Source organism: Marinobacter sp. V34, from assembly GCF_055524115.1.
In genome coordinates, this window is sequence record NZ_JBUPZY010000019.1 from 1 (window position 1) to 16,915 (window position 16,915).

Annotated in this window: 20 protein-coding genes and 3 pseudogenes; 13 read left to right on the top strand and 10 right to left on the bottom strand. The window is 51.0% G+C overall.

Annotated features, from left to right (window positions below; genetic code table 11):
• The 8 genes and pseudogenes from AC0B60_RS19960 to AC0B60_RS19995 form a co-directional block, all read left to right on the top strand.
• Positions 1-139 (top strand): annotated as a pseudogene (locus AC0B60_RS19960) (4-oxalocrotonate decarboxylase); the annotation flags it as partial.
• Between the two features lie 33 nt (positions 140-172).
• Positions 173-766 carry a DsbA family protein gene (locus tag AC0B60_RS19965; RefSeq protein WP_465087624.1) on the top strand — a complete coding sequence of 198 codons (594 nt, stop codon included), beginning with the start codon at positions 173-175 and terminating at the stop codon, positions 764-766.
• A complete protein-coding gene (locus AC0B60_RS19970; RefSeq protein ID WP_465087625.1) occupies positions 763-1,398 on the top strand; it encodes a glutathione S-transferase family protein in 636 nt (211 codons plus the stop codon). The genes AC0B60_RS19965 and AC0B60_RS19970 overlap by 4 nt, the downstream gene beginning before the upstream one ends.
• A 9-nt stretch (positions 1,399-1,407) precedes the next feature.
• The gene (locus AC0B60_RS19975; protein ID WP_465087626.1) at positions 1,408-1,635 is read left to right on the top strand and encodes a 4-oxalocrotonate tautomerase family protein; all 228 of its coding nucleotides are present in this window, start codon (positions 1,408-1,410) and stop codon (positions 1,633-1,635) included.
• A gap of 1 nt (position 1,636) precedes the next feature.
• Positions 1,637-2,332 carry a class III extradiol ring-cleavage dioxygenase family protein gene (locus tag AC0B60_RS19980; protein ID WP_465087627.1) on the top strand — a complete coding sequence of 232 codons (696 nt, stop codon included), beginning with the start codon at positions 1,637-1,639 and terminating at the stop codon, positions 2,330-2,332.
• Between the two features lie 32 nt (positions 2,333-2,364).
• Positions 2,365-3,318, top strand: coding sequence for a ketopantoate reductase family protein (locus AC0B60_RS19985; RefSeq protein WP_465087628.1), 954 nt, complete (start codon positions 2,365-2,367; stop codon positions 3,316-3,318).
• A 331-nt stretch (positions 3,319-3,649) separates the two neighbouring features.
• Positions 3,650-3,943, top strand: a complete 294-nt coding sequence (locus AC0B60_RS19990) for a hypothetical protein (protein WP_465087629.1) — start codon at positions 3,650-3,652, stop codon at positions 3,941-3,943.
• Entirely contained in the window at positions 3,930-4,283 is a 354-nt protein-coding gene (locus AC0B60_RS19995; RefSeq protein ID WP_465087630.1) for a helix-turn-helix domain-containing protein, read from the top strand. Before AC0B60_RS19990 ends, AC0B60_RS19995 begins: the two co-directional genes overlap by 14 nt.
• An 8-nt stretch (positions 4,284-4,291) precedes the next feature.
• On the opposite strand, the gene AC0B60_RS20000 is transcribed toward AC0B60_RS19995, so the two are convergent.
• The 10 genes and pseudogenes from AC0B60_RS20000 to AC0B60_RS20045 all read right to left on the bottom strand — a co-directional run.
• Positions 4,292-4,771, bottom strand: coding sequence for a hypothetical protein (locus AC0B60_RS20000; protein WP_465087631.1), 480 nt, complete (start codon positions 4,769-4,771; stop codon positions 4,292-4,294).
• 127 nt (positions 4,772-4,898) lie between these two features.
• Positions 4,899-4,994 carry a hypothetical protein gene (locus tag AC0B60_RS20005; RefSeq protein WP_465087632.1) on the bottom strand — a complete coding sequence of 32 codons (96 nt, stop codon included), beginning with the start codon at positions 4,992-4,994 and terminating at the stop codon, positions 4,899-4,901.
• Between the two features lie 156 nt (positions 4,995-5,150).
• The gene (locus tag AC0B60_RS20010) at positions 5,151-6,155 is read right to left on the bottom strand and encodes a porin (RefSeq protein WP_465087633.1); all 1,005 of its coding nucleotides are present in this window, start codon (positions 6,153-6,155) and stop codon (positions 5,151-5,153) included.
• Between the two features lie 95 nt (positions 6,156-6,250).
• Entirely contained in the window at positions 6,251-6,964 is a 714-nt protein-coding gene (locus tag AC0B60_RS20015) for an ABC transporter ATP-binding protein (protein WP_465087634.1), read from the bottom strand.
• Positions 6,961-7,728 carry an ABC transporter ATP-binding protein gene (locus AC0B60_RS20020; RefSeq protein WP_465087635.1) on the bottom strand — a complete coding sequence of 256 codons (768 nt, stop codon included), beginning with the start codon at positions 7,726-7,728 and terminating at the stop codon, positions 6,961-6,963. The genes AC0B60_RS20015 and AC0B60_RS20020 overlap by 4 nt, the downstream gene beginning before the upstream one ends.
• 2 nt (positions 7,729-7,730) lie before the next feature.
• On the bottom strand, positions 7,731-8,687 hold the full coding sequence (locus AC0B60_RS20025; RefSeq protein ID WP_465087636.1) for a branched-chain amino acid ABC transporter permease: 957 nt from the start codon (positions 8,685-8,687) through the stop codon (positions 7,731-7,733).
• A 13-nt stretch (positions 8,688-8,700) separates the two neighbouring features.
• Positions 8,701-9,564, bottom strand: coding sequence for a branched-chain amino acid ABC transporter permease (locus AC0B60_RS20030; RefSeq protein ID WP_465087637.1), 864 nt, complete (start codon positions 9,562-9,564; stop codon positions 8,701-8,703).
• Between the two features lie 98 nt (positions 9,565-9,662).
• A complete protein-coding gene (locus AC0B60_RS20035; RefSeq protein WP_465087638.1) occupies positions 9,663-10,832 on the bottom strand; it encodes an ABC transporter substrate-binding protein in 1,170 nt (389 codons plus the stop codon).
• 404 nt (positions 10,833-11,236) lie between these two features.
• Positions 11,237-11,641 (bottom strand): annotated as a pseudogene (locus AC0B60_RS20040) (hypothetical protein); the annotation flags it as partial.
• A gap of 770 nt (positions 11,642-12,411) precedes the next feature.
• Positions 12,412-12,561, bottom strand: a pseudogene (locus tag AC0B60_RS20045) (IS5/IS1182 family transposase); the annotation flags it as partial.
• A gap of 182 nt (positions 12,562-12,743) precedes the next feature.
• Here AC0B60_RS20045 and AC0B60_RS20050 point away from each other — a divergent pair.
• From AC0B60_RS20050 to AC0B60_RS20070, 5 genes are all read left to right on the top strand, one after another.
• On the top strand, positions 12,744-14,102 hold the full coding sequence (locus AC0B60_RS20050; RefSeq protein ID WP_465087639.1) for an SRPBCC family protein: 1,359 nt from the start codon (positions 12,744-12,746) through the stop codon (positions 14,100-14,102).
• Between the two features lie 19 nt (positions 14,103-14,121).
• A complete protein-coding gene (locus tag AC0B60_RS20055; RefSeq protein WP_465087640.1) occupies positions 14,122-14,616 on the top strand; it encodes an aromatic-ring-hydroxylating dioxygenase subunit beta in 495 nt (164 codons plus the stop codon).
• Between the two features lie 78 nt (positions 14,617-14,694).
• Positions 14,695-15,711 carry a benzoate 1,2-dioxygenase electron transfer component BenC gene (gene benC, locus AC0B60_RS20060; protein WP_465087641.1) on the top strand — a complete coding sequence of 339 codons (1,017 nt, stop codon included), beginning with the start codon at positions 14,695-14,697 and terminating at the stop codon, positions 15,709-15,711.
• 10 nt (positions 15,712-15,721) lie between these two features.
• Positions 15,722-16,507, top strand: a complete 786-nt coding sequence (locus AC0B60_RS20065; RefSeq protein WP_465087642.1) for a 1,6-dihydroxycyclohexa-2,4-diene-1-carboxylate dehydrogenase — start codon at positions 15,722-15,724, stop codon at positions 16,505-16,507.
• Positions 16,508-16,778: 271 nt separating this feature from the next.
• The coding region (locus tag AC0B60_RS20070; protein ID WP_465087643.1) for a 2Fe-2S iron-sulfur cluster binding domain-containing protein at positions 16,779-16,915 on the top strand (137 nt) is incomplete at its 3' end.

A 16,915-nucleotide genomic window follows, 5' to 3' on the forward strand; every position in this document is an offset into this window, starting at 1 on the left:
GGCAGAACGGGGTGAGCATATTCCAGCGGGCACCTTCATCATGACGGGCGGTATCACCGCAGCGATTGCCGTAGAGCCTGGTGACAATATCACGGTGCGCTACCAGGGGCTGGGAACCGTTTCCGGAAGGTTTATCTAAGTCTTAAAGACACTGCCAACGGAGCAGGGAATTATGAGCGATACCATTGATCTACATTTATATTTCAACTTTCGCAGCCCGTACTGCTATCTGGCCAGTGAGCGCATGTTCGAGTTGTTTGACCAGTACCACGTCAATCTGCTCTGGAGGCCTTTGGGGGGATGGCACGGTCGCTCGGATCCAGACCGGGCAAAGGTCAAGATGCCTATCGCCCGGCAGGATGTGGCGCGCTGGGCGCGTCGGTTTGGTATGCCTCTGACCCCACCTCCGAAGAGTACGGATCCTACCCGTGCCGGGGCTGGATCACTGTTGGCAGAGAAGGAAGGACTGCTCAAACCCTATGTGGTGGCGGTAATGCGCGCCGAATGGGCGGACGGCCTGGACATAGGGGATTCAGCGGTCCTGGCTTCAGTTGCCGAAAGCGTTGGGCTGAACAGGGAGGCGTTCGCCAGAGCGATCGATGATCCCGAACACCATGCCCAACTTGACTGGAACTGGCAGGAAGCGCAGGAAAAAGGTGCCCTCGGGGTCCCCACATTTGTTATCGGCGACCAGATTTTCTGGGGCCAGGACAGGCTGGGTTTTGTGGGGGAGCATCTACGGGATCTGGGAGCGGCACGCCAATGAGTAGGATACGACTGATTGATAAGCCCGAATGTCCGTTTTGCTGGCGAGTCCGGATTGCCGCGGCTTTGCAGGGGCGGGCGATGCACAGTGTGGACAGGTCAGACCCGGATGTTCTCGCCGAGTGGCAGCGGTTATCGCCGAGCCAAACGGTGCCGGTGATGATTGAGGATGACCTGGTACTGACGGACTCTGGCCCGATGCTTGAGTATCTGGCCGAAACCGGTCCGACCTTGTTGCCGGATTCTCCGCGCCGAAGGGCGGAAGCACGAAGCTGGATTGTGTACGGGGATAGTGTTCTAGGTAAATCGCTGCGGGAAGTGGTCTTTGAGAAACGCGATAAACCGGAGAGCGAATGGGACCAAGACAGGATTCGTAATGGTATACGCGGATTTCTGGGAGGGCTGCCTACATTGGAAATGACGTTGCGCGACGGAAACTTCCTTCTCGGAAACGAGCCCACCCTGGCCGAGTGCGCCTTGTTCCCGAGGTTTGCCCTGGCCCTGTTCTATGGCGTGGAGATCCCAGCTGATCTTCCCCGAACTCGCCACTGGTTTGGTCGCATGGCCACCTGCCCGGCCTTCTTGTCGCCGAGCCCGGAGCGTGTCAGGAACGTTCTTGTTGATTTTGTGTGAGGAACCATCATGCCAATAGCCCAACTGTATATCTTTGAAGGTCGCACGGACGAACAGAAAGAGCGACTTATTTGTGAGGTGTCGGAAGCCATGCCACGCTCAATTGATTCGCCGATTGAACGCGCACGGGTAATCAATACCGAAATGCCTAAAAGCCATTTCGGTATATCGGGGGAGCCGGCCAGTAAAGTCCGTCCTAAAGTTGTCTCCCAACCAACGTGTCTTTCCGGTGATTAATGTGACCAAGCTGCCTGTGCTGTATTTGTCCTGTGAAACCGAAGCGCTGATAGGCCCCAAAGGGCAGGCTAGCCTGCGCCGCCTGATACGGCCGGATCTCGTGGTTGCCAACGTAGTATTTATTACCTCGGAAAAAGGGGGCGTACAGCCAGAAATCTTTTACCAGTGTGGTGAGGGAGTTCTTGCCAAGCGTCTGCAGTCTGGGATGGCGGAACGGGGGGTTGACGCCGCTGTTAGCCGATCTCGGGAACAGGGGTTGAAGGAACTGGCTGAGAGCATGATGCATCTCGCGCCTGATGAGGTGATTGAATTGCAGCTCAACACCGGAATGACCAGTGAACACTACAGGACCATCGGTCATTGCCTGGAAGCCTTGAGGAACCAAGGCGTGTTGTTGATATGTCTGGACCGGCTGGAAAACGTCAGCAACAACATGGATCATCCTCAGCCACATGACAGTTATATCCGTAATCTGATTCGTCAGTGGGAGGATGAACACCGATGGGCAAAAGCCATGTCGAAATCTGACCTAGGCGCCTCTCATCCCAATCCGGGGGCCGAAGCCCCCGTTGCCGACCCGACGTTATGTGTGCTCAATACCGCCTTCAGTCTGGGTGGAATGCAGGCACCTCAGCGTCTGTTTGGCTTTTCGCTGAACGAGACCAGTCAATCCCTCGCAGGTTATGAATGGATGTAATAATCTGTCGAAAAATGCAGAGGATTCCATAAATGCTGAAACTACTGATTGTTGGGGCAGGTGGTATTGGAGGCTACTATGCCGCAAAGCTTCTGGAGTCGGGGCACCGGGTGGTACTCACTGCTCGTGGGGCTCATCTGCATGCCCTTGCCAGCAACGGCCTGAAGGTTCACTACGAGGGGCGAGAGCTGATTCATCGTCCAGAGGCGTTCAGCCACCAGCAAGTGGCGGCCGGATTCCATCCTGACGACTTTGACGTAATCGTCATTGCCCTGAAGTCGACAGCCACCGTGTTGGTTGCGGAAGAGCTCGGAGCCTGGCTCAGGCAGGGCCGGGTTCCAGTGTTGTCCCTCCAGAATGGCGTTGATAATGAGCCATTGTTGGCCGAAGCCATCGGGGCCGAGCGGATCATTGGCGGGCTTGCAGTGCGGATCGGCGGGCATATCGTTCGGCCAGGTGTTGTCCAGGCAGAAGGCGTTGCCGAGATCGTCATGGGCGAATGGCCTGCGGTGGGTAAACCCTGTAGCCTCCGCTCGTTGCTGCTGGAGAAACTCGCGGCGGTATTTGACGACTCGGGTATTCCCACCACTCTTTCCGACAACATTCGTTACGAGCTATGGCGTAAACTGGTGATTAACAACGGTGTAAACCCGCTCTCGGCACTGACAGGATTGGACACCCGAAGCCTGACCCATCATCCCGAGTTCAGCAGAATTGTGTATGGCATGATGTCGGAAACCGTTGAGGCATCAAGGGCTGATGATGTAAATCTTACTCTGAAAGACCTTCACGAAATGTTTGAGCTGATCAGTTCCTTCAATGCCATCAAAACGTCTATGCTGATAGACAGAGAGAAGGGGCGCCCCCTTGAACTGGACAGTATTGCGGGCGCTGTACTTAAACGTTGCACCAGTCTTGGTATTGATGCTCCATACACCTCGACCATCGCCACTTTGTTGAAGCAACAGGCTTCCTGCCCTTCCTGATGTGAGTTGGCGCACATGCCGCTCTCGTATACCCCGTTGTATTTCATGTTCGCGTTCTTCTTTGATGACCTAACGTATGCTATTTAGGTGATGCCATCATTGGTTGTTGATTGACCAGCTAAATTTATATGATGTTAACTCATTAACAATAAGTACATGAGGCGAGAGGTGTTTGGTCAATCACTTGCGGGCGCTACCGTCCTTCAGGAGGCACATCCGGAAGAGGTGTTTTCGTTCGTTAATCAAGCATATCGGGCAGCATCGCCTGGAAATACTGGGAGAGCAGGAACGGAAGTCTAGTCTCAGTTTTAGGGGATTTGCCGGGTTCGGGATGTCCCAGCTCAGCTACGAGAACATTGACCTGGAGTATTCAGACGACTGCGAAAAGCTGATTATCAAGGTCCCGGAACACGTACTGAATAACGCTCGCGAGTTGGCCCATGGTCGTTTTCCGGAAACCGGTATTCGTTTTACCCGGGCGCCTGTGGAACTGCGGCTGTGTCCGGCATTGATCAATATCATGGAGGTCGTGCTCTCCGAGATCGACGATGCCGAAGACGAGGGCATAAACCCGGTCCTATCGTGGAATCATCCTCAAGAAGCTTCTGAAGGTGTTTCCCAGTAACTGGTCGTCCCAGGAAAAGGGGCCGGTCTGTACGCCTATCCTCGGTAAAATGCTGCGTTACATTGAACAGAACGTGCATCGAAACATCGATATTGAAGAGCTTTCCAGTGTCTCCAACATGAGTGCTCGATCCATCTACAATGCGTTCTTCATGGCCCTCGCAACAACCCCGAAGTGTTACATCAAGCAGTTTAAGCTGCAGAAGTTTCAGGAATATCTCCTGCAGAGGAAATGTCGGAACGTGACCGAGATTGCACTGGACTATGGCTTCAGTCACCTGGGCCGGTTTTCATCGGACCATCGAAAATCCTTTGGAGAATTGCCCTCCGAAACCATGTGAATGGCTGGTTAATCCCGGCCATTGTCTTCCCGTTGTTGCCCGAAAATTTGCCGCGTTACCCGGTCACTGCATTCCCGGACCTGTTCGAACAGGAGGGAGCCTTTGCTGATGTCGGTCTCCCGATCAAGACCCAACAGGGTGATGACGGTGACAATACTGCCGTTGATGTCAAAGGCCGGACGGCTCAGCACATCGATTTCAGGTAGATAGTCACTGAAAAACGCGCAGTAGTTATCCCGCTTGATGATTTCCAGATGGGGTTGCAGTTCTTCCCGGGTGATGGGCCGCCCCAATGTTTCGGGAGTGACTTGGAGTTCTTGTAATACTGGTCCACCAATTCCTTGCGCCGTTTCACCGGTAGGTGGGCAAGGTAAATTCTTCCTGGTGCTTGAATCCAGCCACTTGATGATCAGCTGCTCGTTTCCGTTCCAGACGGTGACCGAAACGGTTTTGTCGGTTTCCTCGTTGAGCCGGTCAATGGCCTCCATAGCTCAATTGAATGGGATTGATGCGCCGAAGAGCGGAAATCTCCAGAGTCAGGCTGGAATTGCCAAGAGTGTACTGGGTCTGTTTTACCTGATTGATGTACCTCTCTCTCAGCAAACTGACGAGGTATTAGTGGGCACGACTGGGTGAGAGATCCAGCGCCCCTGACAGCTCCTTGAGAGTGGGTGGCCTGGAAGCCGCGGAGATGTAGTTGAGGATATGCAATCCGATTTCACAGCGACTTTGGGCTTTCTTCTGTCATGGGCGTTACCGTTTGTAAATGACCGGTGCTGCCTTGTACCAGCGGAAAACAGGCGCCCTGGAGACGGCGGGCACCTGTTTTTCGGATTGTTGCAAGGATACCAATTCTGAAGGTCCGGATCAGAACTTGTACTTGGCCATGACCTCGACCTGCTGGCCTTCCGGCAACAGTGGGCCGAAGGCTAGATTGTGCTTTCGCCACTCTATCCCGGCTTCCAGATCTTGGGTGATGTTGTGGATCAGGTTGATGCGATGCTTTTCGTAGTCGGTGTCAGCGTTGTCATCCACTTCAACAGTTGTATAAGCGATGTTTGCCCGCCACTTGTTATTGATCACGTAACGGAAGCCAACGTCAACGCCCGTCTGGCTGACAGCGTCATCATTTTCGACATCCGGAGATGCCAAGCTGTTGTTTACGCCAACACCGGTGAATGCGCCGAGCCCTTCACCGTAGTGGGCATTGACATTAAGGCTGTGAGGACCAATCATGAACTTTGAACCAATGGCGCCGCCACCCACAAAGTCGCCGTTTTCAACTTCGCGACCGGACACGGTAAGAATTACTCGGTGACCGCCGTCGAGGCTCAGGTTGTAGTTAACGGCAAGATCAGGAGTGTCGGCGTCGTTGTTGACTGGGTCTTGTGCGGTAAAACGGAATCCGGCAACCTCGTGGCTAATCAGGTTAGTGCGGAAGTTGAACCCACCCAAAGTACCGCGCGGCCCACCGAGGAAGTCCAGGTAATCAGGATAAGCAACGGCCCAGAACTGGCCGGTCCAGGTTTGCCCCACAGTGGTCTGGTCAATCTTGATAAACGCATGGCGAAGCCGAAAGTCGTTGTTCTCGCCAGGATAGGTGCCGCCGTAAAAGTCGCTTTCCACAAAGCCGACGATAGTGTGGCCTTCTTTCTGGGTTATGGTTTTAAGATTAACGCGAGACTCATTTGAGCGGCCAAAAATGCGGGAATCTCCATCTTCGACTTTTTCATAGAGGGCTTCGGCTTTGAAGAAACCACCGATGCTGAACTTGGTGTCGTTGAACTCGCCGAGTTCGAGGGCATAAACGGCTGGGGACGCGCTGAGGCTACAAGCGAGCGCCAGCGCTAATAGTGAATGTCGATAGTTCATTTGCCTTCTCCTTGTTGTTTGGCAATCGAACTATAGATTATTCAAGTTTGGACCAATATCCGGTTAATGAACATCCCTATCCGTTTTTTGTACATTTATACACTCAGTGCGGTTTCGACATTCTCCAGATTCTGGTCCAGCTCTTTCGTGCTGCCATCGAAGTGTACTTGCCCTTTAACAATAACCACATGGCGGTCGCAGAGCTTCTTCAGTGCCTTTATGTTCTTGTCCACGATCAGTGTGGAAATGCCCGACTCCCTGATAGTGGCAATCACGTTCCAGATGTCTTGGCGGATCAGTGGAGCAAGACCTTCGGTGGCTTCGTCGAGAATTATCAGTCGGGGGTTGGTGACCAACGCCCGACCGATTGCCAGCATTTGCTGCTCACCACCGGACAATTCCGTACCGAGATTCGACAGTCGCTCTTTTAGGCGTGGAAAGGTTGCCATCACCCGGTCAAATTCCCAGCCGGTTTTACCGTTGCTGTCGGGTCGGGCGGCCATCTGCAGATGCTCCTTCACCGTAAGGTTGTGGAATATGCCGCGGCCCTCCGGAACGTAAGCAATATCGAGCCGCATGCGTCGCCAGGTTGGCAGTTTGCTGATGTCCTGTCCGTCGAAATACACATGCCCACTACGTGGTGGCACGATTCCGAGGATGGATTTGAGCGTTGTGGTCTTGCCCATGCCATTGCGGCCCATCAAACTCATTGACTGTCCCTTTTCAAGACGGAAGGACAGGTCATGGAGAATATGGCTGCGGCCGTACAGGGTATTGAGGTTCTTTGTTTCCAGAAGGTTGTTGCTCACGCCGCTTCCTCCTCTTCTTCTTTACCCAGGTAGGCCTCTTTGACGCGTGGATCATTGCGCACTTCCTCCACCGTACCAGTGATCAGGTGTGTGCCGTTATTCAGCACGGTCAACTGATCTGAGAGTTCGAAAATGGCGTCCATGTCGTGCTCTACCAGAACAATACTGTAGGTTTGCTTGAGTCGGTTCAGCAACTCTATGATGCGTTGGGATTCCTCATGGCCCATACCGGCCATGGGCTCGTCCAGCAGTAGAATGCAGGGGTCAGTTGCCAAAACCACGGCCAGCTCCAGTTGGCGCTGTTCTCCATACGATATCTCCGCTGCTACTGTGTGTATTCGGCTTTCAAGGCCCACCTGACACAATGCCTTTTCCGCGGCTTCTCGCACCAATTTGTTGGAGTGACGCGACGCAAACAGGTTGAAGCTGCCGGTGAAACGACGTTGGGCGGCCACAGCGCAGTTTTCCAGGCAGGTTACATCGGCATAGATGTTGGTCTTTTGGAAGCTGCGGCCAATGCCCCGGCGTACAAACTTCCACGGCTTCATGCCTTCAATCTGATCGCCCTTATGAAAAATGCAACCGCTGGTCGGTTTCAGCGTGCCGCACAACATATTCAAAAGCGTACTTTTGCCTGCGCCGTTGGGGCCGACGACGCCGTGCAGTTGCCGATCTTGGAACTGCAGGGAAATGTCGTTGAGTGCCTTGATGCCACCCCAGTGTTTACTGAGGGATTCGGTTTCCAGAATGATGTCGTTGGCCATGATTATTTCTCCAGCAGCTTTTCAAGGTAACCGGCCAGGCCTTTGCGCAGCAGTAGAACCATCAGAATGATCGCGCCGCCCATGAACAGCATCCAGTCGTCGCTCATGTGCTCGAAGATATACAGCAGGCCTTCATAGGTAATGGTGCCAAGAATGGCACCATAGATAGTGCCAATGCCACCGAGGATGGACATCACCAGTGCGGTGCCGGACATTTCCCAGGTCATGAATTGTGGGTTCACATAGCCGTACTGTAGGGCGAACAACAATCCGGCGTAGGCCGCCAGGGTGCTGCCGATGATGTAGCTGATCAGGCGGAATGCGAAAATGTTGTAGCCTAGTGCCTCGGTGCGTTCCGGGTTCAGGCGGCTGGCTTCCACAATGCGGCCAAAGCGGGAACGCAGGATGATCTTGATGGCCAGCAGGGTGATCAGCACGGCTAACAGAGACAGATAGTAAAAATGCGATGGGTTGTCGAGGTTCAAGAAGTTCAGGCCAAAGATACTGGTTTCTGGCTTCATGAAAATGAACAAGCCATCGTTGCCTCCAAACTCCAGGGAATCAAAGAAAAAGTAATATGCCATCTGCGAAATGGCTAAAGTAATCATGATGAAGTAAATGCCGGAGGTCCGCAGTACGACAACGCCGACGACTAGCGCAATTAGAGCACTGAGCCCCATGATGTAAACTGCGTAGACCCAGAAGTTGACTGCTTCGTATTCGGGCGTAACGATCACGAACAGATAGCCACCCAGGCCGTAGAAAAGCGCATGCCCCAGAGTGACCAAGCCAACACGCCCCACCAGGAAATCCAGGGACATCACGAACACCGCCAGAATCATAATGGTGGTAACTTTCCCTACGAAGAAGGAGTTGTCCTCAAGGAACAGGGGAATACAGAGGGCGATGATAAAGAAGATCGCCAGAAAGAGGCGCTCGGTGCGTTTCTCGAAAATCATGTTTGGCTCCCGCTTACTTGGCGAACAGGCCCTGGGGCTTCACCAGCAGCACTAGGATCATAAAGATGTAGATAATCATGTTGGACAGCGTCGGCATCAGCACCGCAGCGAACGTGCTGATGACGCCCACCAGAAGGGCCCCGACGAAGGCGCCCTTGATCGAACCCATGCCGCCGATGACCACTACGACAAAACAGGTGATCAGAACGCTTTCCCCCATGCCTGGAACGATCGAGCTCATGGGCGCGGCGATAATGCCTGAAACCGCGGCCAGCATGACGCCGATGGCAAAAACTATGGTGTAGAGGCTTTTGATATTGACGCCCAGGGCTTCCACCATTTCACGGTTGGATTCCCCGGCTCGGATCAACATGCCCAGCCGGGTTTTGCTCACCACGAAATACAGGGCAGCGGCAATGGCGATGCAGACCATTGCAGCGAAAATGCGATATACCGGATAGCTGGAGTTGTCAGTGAAAGGCACGGAGCCACTCAGCGCCTCGGGAACGGCAACGCCATAGGGGTCGTTGCCCCAGAGAATGCTTTGCATGGAGTTGAACACGAAGATCATGCCAATGGTCAGTAGCACCTGGTCCAGATGGTTTCGGTTATATAATCGCTGTATCAATACCCGCTCTATCAGAATGCCCAAGCCGAGTGCGATGACTGCCGATAGAATGGCGGACACCGTAAAGCTGCCGGTTACCGCAACGAAGTACCACACCAGATAGGCGCCCACCATATACATGGAACCATGGGCCAGATTGAGAATACCCATCACGCCAAACACCAGAGTCAGGCCGGAAGCGATCAGAAACAGAAGCAACCCATACTGGAGGCCATTAATAAGTTGCACGAAGAAAAGTTCGGTAGACATAGAGATACCCAACGGTTTTACGGATAAGTCAGTTCAGGTGTGGGCAAGGGGGTTTCAGGTAAGCCCCCGGCTTTCGCCGGGGGATTCAGAACCCGTGCTTAAAGCTTGCAGCCACGGGCGGGATCTTCCAGAGCTTCGGCGGCTATGCTCTGCACCACGTTTACGCCATCTTTCACTTCCCGCAGATAGATGTTCTGAATCGGGTTGTGAGCCTTGGAGAAGGTGAACTTTCCCCGGGGGCTGTCGATGGTGAGTTTTTCCATGGTGTTGATAGCAGCCTGTTTGTCGCTGACATCACCGTTGAGTTGGTTGACGGTGTTGACGATAGCTTGGCCAGCGTCATAGCCTTGAACCGCGTATATATCCGGATAGTGGCCGTACTCGGTATGAAAGGCTTCCCGGAACTCTTGGTTCTTTGGAACGTCCAGATGTTCGGCGTAGTGTAGGCCCGTTATCACACCCTCGGCTGCTTGACCTTGGGCTTCCAACGTGCCTTCGGTCAGAAAACCAGAGCCCATTAGAGGGATCTTGCCGCGCAGGCCCATGGCGTCGTAGTCTTTCACAAATTTGGTGGCTCCGCCGCCTGCGAAGAAAGTGAATACTGCATCAGGGTTCTTGTCCGCAATGTCGCTGATGTGGGACTGGAAGTTGGTGGACGGGAAGGGTAGAAGAACCTTCTCGACGATTTTACCACCACCGGCAGTAAAGGATTCTTCGAAGGCATCCAGGCTCTCGCGGCCCATGCCGTAGTTCCAACTGATGGCGTAAACTTTTTTGTAACCTTTATCGAGTGCCACGGTGCCCATGGGATAGGACGGTTGCCAGGATGAGAAGGAAGTGCGGAAAATGTTGGGAGCACATAGTGGACCCGTTGCTGCAGCAGAACCCGCGTTCGGAATGATCATGATAGTGTCTTTGTTTCGTAGCATCTTGATCATGCCCATGGCAACACCGGAGTGAGCCGGGCCGACCACAAAGTCCACTTCATGCTGGTTCAGCAAAGAGGATGCAAGCTCTGGAGCACGTGAAGGCTTGGCTTCTGTGTCGAGTGTAATGACTTCAATTGAATTTTGATGAGAGTTGTTAGCATCTACTTGCAGTGCAAATAATAGTCCGTCAAGCGCAGACTGTCCTGGTCCTGCATATATTCCACTCAATGGCAGCATCACTCCAACTTTTATATCGGTAGATGCGAACGCGGCATTGGCGGCTATGCTCAGAATAGATCCCGATACTAGTGTAACGAAAAAAGTCTTAAATTTACTCATTTTGTGCACTCCAAGTCTTATTTTTCGAAGCTACTATTACAAAGCCTTATCGTACGAGGTTGATATCCTTTTTGTGCAGAGAGTATCCATGCATTGCAGTTACTTGGGGCAACTCTGAATAAGTTTCAAAATCGGTGATAGTAGAGTCATTGTCAATCGTACAGGATTTGTTGACACCCTGGTTCAAATTAACTTCTCCAAAGCTGAATATTAGACTAAGAGGCGCAAGACCTGCCGGGAAATCTTTCAGGGACAGATGGATAAGTTTATTCCGTGGGAGCAGTTGGAGAAGAAAATAGCCCGTGTTATCGCCCTAAGGGCCACTACTGTCGGCCTCCCTGTTCGCTATGCTGCGAGTCTACTTCATACAAATCCTTCCCTGATTCAGTGAGTCCGCTCCCAGTTTAGCCGGCAGGGGGTTGGTACGGCCAGATGCCGTCTGGTTGCCTATCCGAAGGAAGCAAGGCTCGATATAGGTTACGGTAACCGGCAAAGTCGGGACAGTGTCGACGAAAGCGCAGGAACCACTGCCGGCTGCAGTTAACTAGACGGCAGGTCATGGTCATCAGTTCCTGCATCGTGGTTCTCAAGCGGCTCCGCTCCGTCAGATGACGCACCGGCGCATCCGGGCCGGTAACCCTCAGTCCCATCCTGAGCAGCAGGTTATAGCCCACCGTCGTGAAGGCTAGTATCAGGTTGTTGGTATCGAATCTGCCAGAAGGTAAGTGTTTCAGGACGGGCTCAGTCCTGAGCTCGCTGTGGGATTGCTCACTGGTGGCCTGGTCGCAGTACAGGTCCGTACTCTGCTGACCACTCATGCTTGTATGGATGTTCTGAGCCAGGTGCAAGATGGGCGTCAATATTTCCAAAAAGTCGGTTATTGGGGGGGGTGGCTGTGAGGGCGCTGTTCGCAACCCCAGCCCTAGCCTCCCTAGCCCAGAGAGGTGTCAATGGTCGCATAGCCGTCGCAGCACTTATGAGGTGTGGCTGAGGCCTTACTTTGCAGGTCTGGTTGTTGTCCGGGGGGGGGAGAAATCAAAATCCAGGTCCGCATTACCCATAGTCATTGGGAAAACCGACGCATCGGTGGATTCTAAAAAACGGGTCAGTGTGCACCGGTTCTACCGCCTCAAAGTTGCTTTTTCCAGAGTGATCAGACCTAAATAAGTCTGGGTCAGATTAATATTCGGAAAGCTGTGACTCTTGGTCACGGTGCGAGCAGTTTTTGTCAGCTTTTCGATAACTTGAGCGCCCTGGCCGTGGAAGACGCGCTGCAATAAATTGAATCCATGCACCAGTTCGCTGGGTTAAAGCTGGATCGCTTGCCCTACGGAACCACCATTCTCAACTTCCGGTATTTCTTTTAGCGCCACGTCCTTGACAAGGTGCTGTTCAGAGAGGTGAAAAAAACACTTAGAGGAAAACGGCCTTATGCTGCGTGAAGGTAGCATTGTCGACTGCAACACTATCTCTGCGCCCAGCCCCAACAAACACGGGAAAAGGGAGCTCGATCTAGAGATGCATCAAGCCCAAAAAGGAAACCAGTGACACTTCGGAGTCTTCGCAAAGACGATGACGGAACCGCATTCTGATCCGATAGCTCGTACATGTGTTTGAGTAACTGCAAGCCGACGTGTAACCGAAAGGGTAATCCCGCCCGCACGATTCCCACCGCATACAACTGGCCGAAATGTCCTTCCCTAGCCGTCCAGTAGATCCGTTGTCCCATCAGCTTGCAGGGGCCGGACAATAAATGCAGGCAGAGGATTTCGATCCATGACTAACTTGGAGAGTATAAACTAAGTCCTAGGTTGTAGATCTCCACTTACAGTGCTCTCCTTGCATTGTGAGGAGGCTTAATAGGTTCATGCAAGATTTTCATTGGTTGATAAATTGTATTGCGAGGTATATATGTCAAACCGTATAAAAGAGAAAATCGAATCAATGCTTGTCGCAGATCAGGAAAAAGGAATATATAAGTTACGAAGGGATGCATTTACTGATGAAGAGATTTTTGAGCTCGAAATGAAGTATATTTTTGAGGGGAACTGGGTTTATCTTGCTCATGAAAGCCAAATCCCAAAAAATAACGATTTTTTTACAACCTATATTGGGCGTCATCCAATTATTATAACACGGGACAAAACCGGAAGTCTCAACGCCTTCCTTAATGTCTGCACTCATAGAGGGGCGATGCTCTGTCGGACGAAGAAAGGTAATAAATCCATCATGACATGTCCCTTCCATGGTTGGAGTTTTAATAATTCTGGTAAATTAGTAAAAGTAAAAGACGAAAAAGATTCGGGATATCCGGATTCTTTTAACTGTGAGGGTGAACTAAATCTCAAGAAGGTTGCAAGGTTTGACTCCTATCGAGGATTCCTTTTCGGAAGTCTGAATTCTGATGTTCAAGATTTAAAAGACTATTTGGGTGAGACCACAAAAATAATTGATATGATTGTCGACCAATCGGAAGATGAGATTGAAGTTCTTCGTGGTGCTTCTACATATACTTTCGATGGTAATTGGAAGGTTCAGGCAGAGAACGGTGTGGATGGATATCATGTTTCAGCTGTGCATTGGAACTATGTCGCTGCAGTTGCAAGAAGAAAGCAAGGTTTATCTGAAGATAGCGCAAAGAGCGTGGATCTTAGTACTTGGAATAAGCAAAAAGGAGGCTCTTATGCCTTCGAAAACGGCCACACCTTATTGTGGATGGAAGCACCAAATCCAGAAGATAGGCCGTTGGCGGAAAAACGCCAAGAGCTAGCCACGAAGTACGGAAAGAACAGAGCTGATTGGATGATTTCGAATATAAGAAACTTAGGGATATATCCAAATGTGTTTTTAATGGACCAAACAAGCACGCAAATTCGTCATTTCCGTCCAATATCAACGAATAAAACTGAAGTTACGATATATTGTTTTGCGCCTAAGAATGAAAGTGAGGGGGCGCGTAATCGTCGTATCCGACAATATGAAGACTTCTTTAATGCTACTGGTATGGCAACTCCTGATGATTTAGAACAATTTAGCTCTAGCCAGATTGGTTTTTATGCTTCAGAAGCTCCTTATAGTGATCTTAGTAGAGGAGCTAAGCACTGGGTTGATGGGCAAGATGAAGAGGCGAAAAATATTGATCTATTTCCTCTTCTAAGTGGAGTGAAGAGTGAAGATGAAGGGCTGTTTGTGATGCAGCATGAGTATTGGGCTAATACTTTATTAAGCTGTATGTCGGACGAGGAAGATAAAGTTATTTATAAAGAATAAATTTCTTTGGAGAATTATTATGAGTTTTGACTACGGAAAAATTTGTAAATTTTTGTATTCTGAAGCCCGCTGCTTGGACGATAAAGATTTTGATAGCTGGGTTCAGTTTTATGATAAACGTGTTGAGTTTTGGATGCCTGCTTGGGATGATGATGGAGATATTACAAAAGATCCAAGAAACGAAATATCGCTAATTTATTATGATAATCGTGATGGTCTTGAAGATCGAGTATTTAGAATTCAAACAGAACGCTCAGGATCAAGTAGTGAACCGGAGCCGAGGACTCTGCATTCGATTAGTAATATTGAAATAATTGAGAGTAATGACGAAGTATGTAGTGTCCGTTATAATTGGATTACGAAAAGTTTTAGATATAATAACATAAATACGTTTTTCGGAGTTAGCTTCGTTGACTTGATAATGGCGGAGAGCGGAGATTTTTTGATTTCTAGAAAAAAAATAATATTGAAGAATGACTATATAGGTCACGTATTAGATGTTTATCACGTTTGATTTATTTGTTAACTCCGTAACCGGAGGTTTTCGCAGTAGTCCATGGCTGTTAATTGCTTTATGTGAAGGTAGCACGGAATGTATAAGGTAGCTCTCAATTTTGAGGATGGCGTCACTCGTTTTATTACAACTTCGCCAATGGAGACGGTGGCCGACGCTGCTTTTCGTTCGGGAATCAATATCCCTCTTGATTGCCGTGACGGTGCTTGCGGTACCTGTAAGTGCCACTGTGAGTCGGGCAGCTATGAAATGGACGGGTATATTGAAGATGCACTCTCTGATGAGGAGGCTAGTCAGCGGTATGTTTTGACATGTCAGATGATTCCGGAATCAGATTGTGTTGTTACGGTGCCAGCGTCGAGTGAGGTGTGTTTGAAAGGCCGGCAGATGGACACGTTGGCCGAGCTGAGCGAAGTCAAACAGTTGTCTAGCACAGCTTTGTCCTTTGTCGTTTCTGGTGACGGGGTGCGTGCAATGCAGTTCTTGCCGGGTCAGTACGTGAAGATACAGGTGCCTGGGACTGAAGAGTTCCGAGCTTACTCCTTCAGTTCCATGATCAATCAAGCTAACGGGTCAGTGTCGTTCCTAATGCGCGTTGTGCCTGAGGGGTTGATGAGTGGCTACATGACAGATAAAAGCAGCGTGGGCGCTACTGTTGCTCTGAGGGGGCCATTCGGTAGTTTTTACCTGCGTGAGGTGAAGCGACCGGTATTGATGCTGGCCGGAGGAACGGGGCTGGCGCCCTTCTTGGCGATGCTGGAAAAAATTCAGCTGGAAGGTAGCGACTATCCGGTCCATATGGTTTACGGCGTTACACACGAAGTTGATCTTGTTGAGCTCGACAAGCTTGAAGCTTTTGCCGAGGAAATCGACAACTTCACGTTTAGTGCTTGCGTGGCCTCCTCAGAGAGCGGTAGCTGGCCTCAGAAGGGGTACGTTACACATCATATCGAACCTGGGCATCTTAATGATGGAGACGTGGATATCTATTTGTGTGGTCCGCCGCCGATGGTCGAAGCTGTTACCAGTTTTATGCAGGAAAGGGGGATTCAACCGGCGAGTCTCAGCTATGAGAAATTTACAGCCAGTAAGTAAGGAAAGTTAAATGAGATTTGATCGTTTTGAAAACCGTGTTGCTGTCATTACTGGTGCCGCCCAGGGTATCGGTCGTGCAGTTGCGATGCAGATGGCTGCGGAAAAAGCCAGCCTGCTGCTGGTGGATCGCTCTGAGATCGTCAAAGAAGTCGCCGAGGAAGCATTGGCAGCCGGTGCGGCTACCGTGCAGACCATTGTCGTGGATCTGGAACAGTACGCAGGTGCCTGCCAGGCAGTCGATGCGGCAGTCAGCCATTTTGGCCGTATCGATATTTTGGTTAATAACGTCGGTGGTACGATATGGGTCCAGCCTTATGAGGTCTACAACGAAGAACAGATTGAGGCAGAAATTCGTCGCTCTTTGTTTCCGACCCTCTGGTGTTCACATGCAGTTTTGGCGCAGATGCAGGAACAGCAAAGCGGAGTGATTGTGAATGTTTCTTCCCTCGCAACCCGAAGCACTAACCGTGTGCCCTATGCTGCGGCAAAAGGGGGCGTAAATGCTATGACTGTGTGTATGGCGTTTGAAAATGCCAAATACGGTATCCGTGTCAATGCAGTTGCACCGGGGGGGACTGATATTGGTGAGCGGCGGATTCCTCGTAATAGTAAGACCATGAGCCAGTTGGAGAAAGAGTGGTATCAGTCCATCGTTGATGAGGCTAACGAACTGAGCTTCATGAAGCGGTATAGCGTGCCGGAAGAGCAGGCTAATGCCATACTTTTTCTGGCTTCTGATGAGGCCTCTTATATTACTGGTACGATATTGTCGGTTGGTGGTGGATACCAAGGGTAATCCTTTTAATACTGGACCATGCATCATCAATGTTCGATCGCCGGGATTCAATCGCTGTGAGCTATTCGGAGCTCTAGATCGCGACCACGATAACTTCAACTATTTTCCGCCTCATACTCAGCTGGAAAATGACTGCGATATTGCGGTCCTGCTAAGAAGGCTAGTGCTCAAACGTGACATCTATATAGATAATTCCCTGAGTGCGACAGACCGCGCGGAAAACATTCCGCATTCAGCTTTGTCCAAGAAGGTTTGATTGGGAGAGGAGGGCATGGTCAGAGTCCAAGTTTATAATCGCACAACAGGAGACCACTTCACTTGCCAGGCTGGTCAGAGCGTGCTCAAGGCTATGGAGCAGCAAGGCGTGAAGTGTGTGCCCGTGGGCTGCCGGGGCGGTGGCTGCGGATA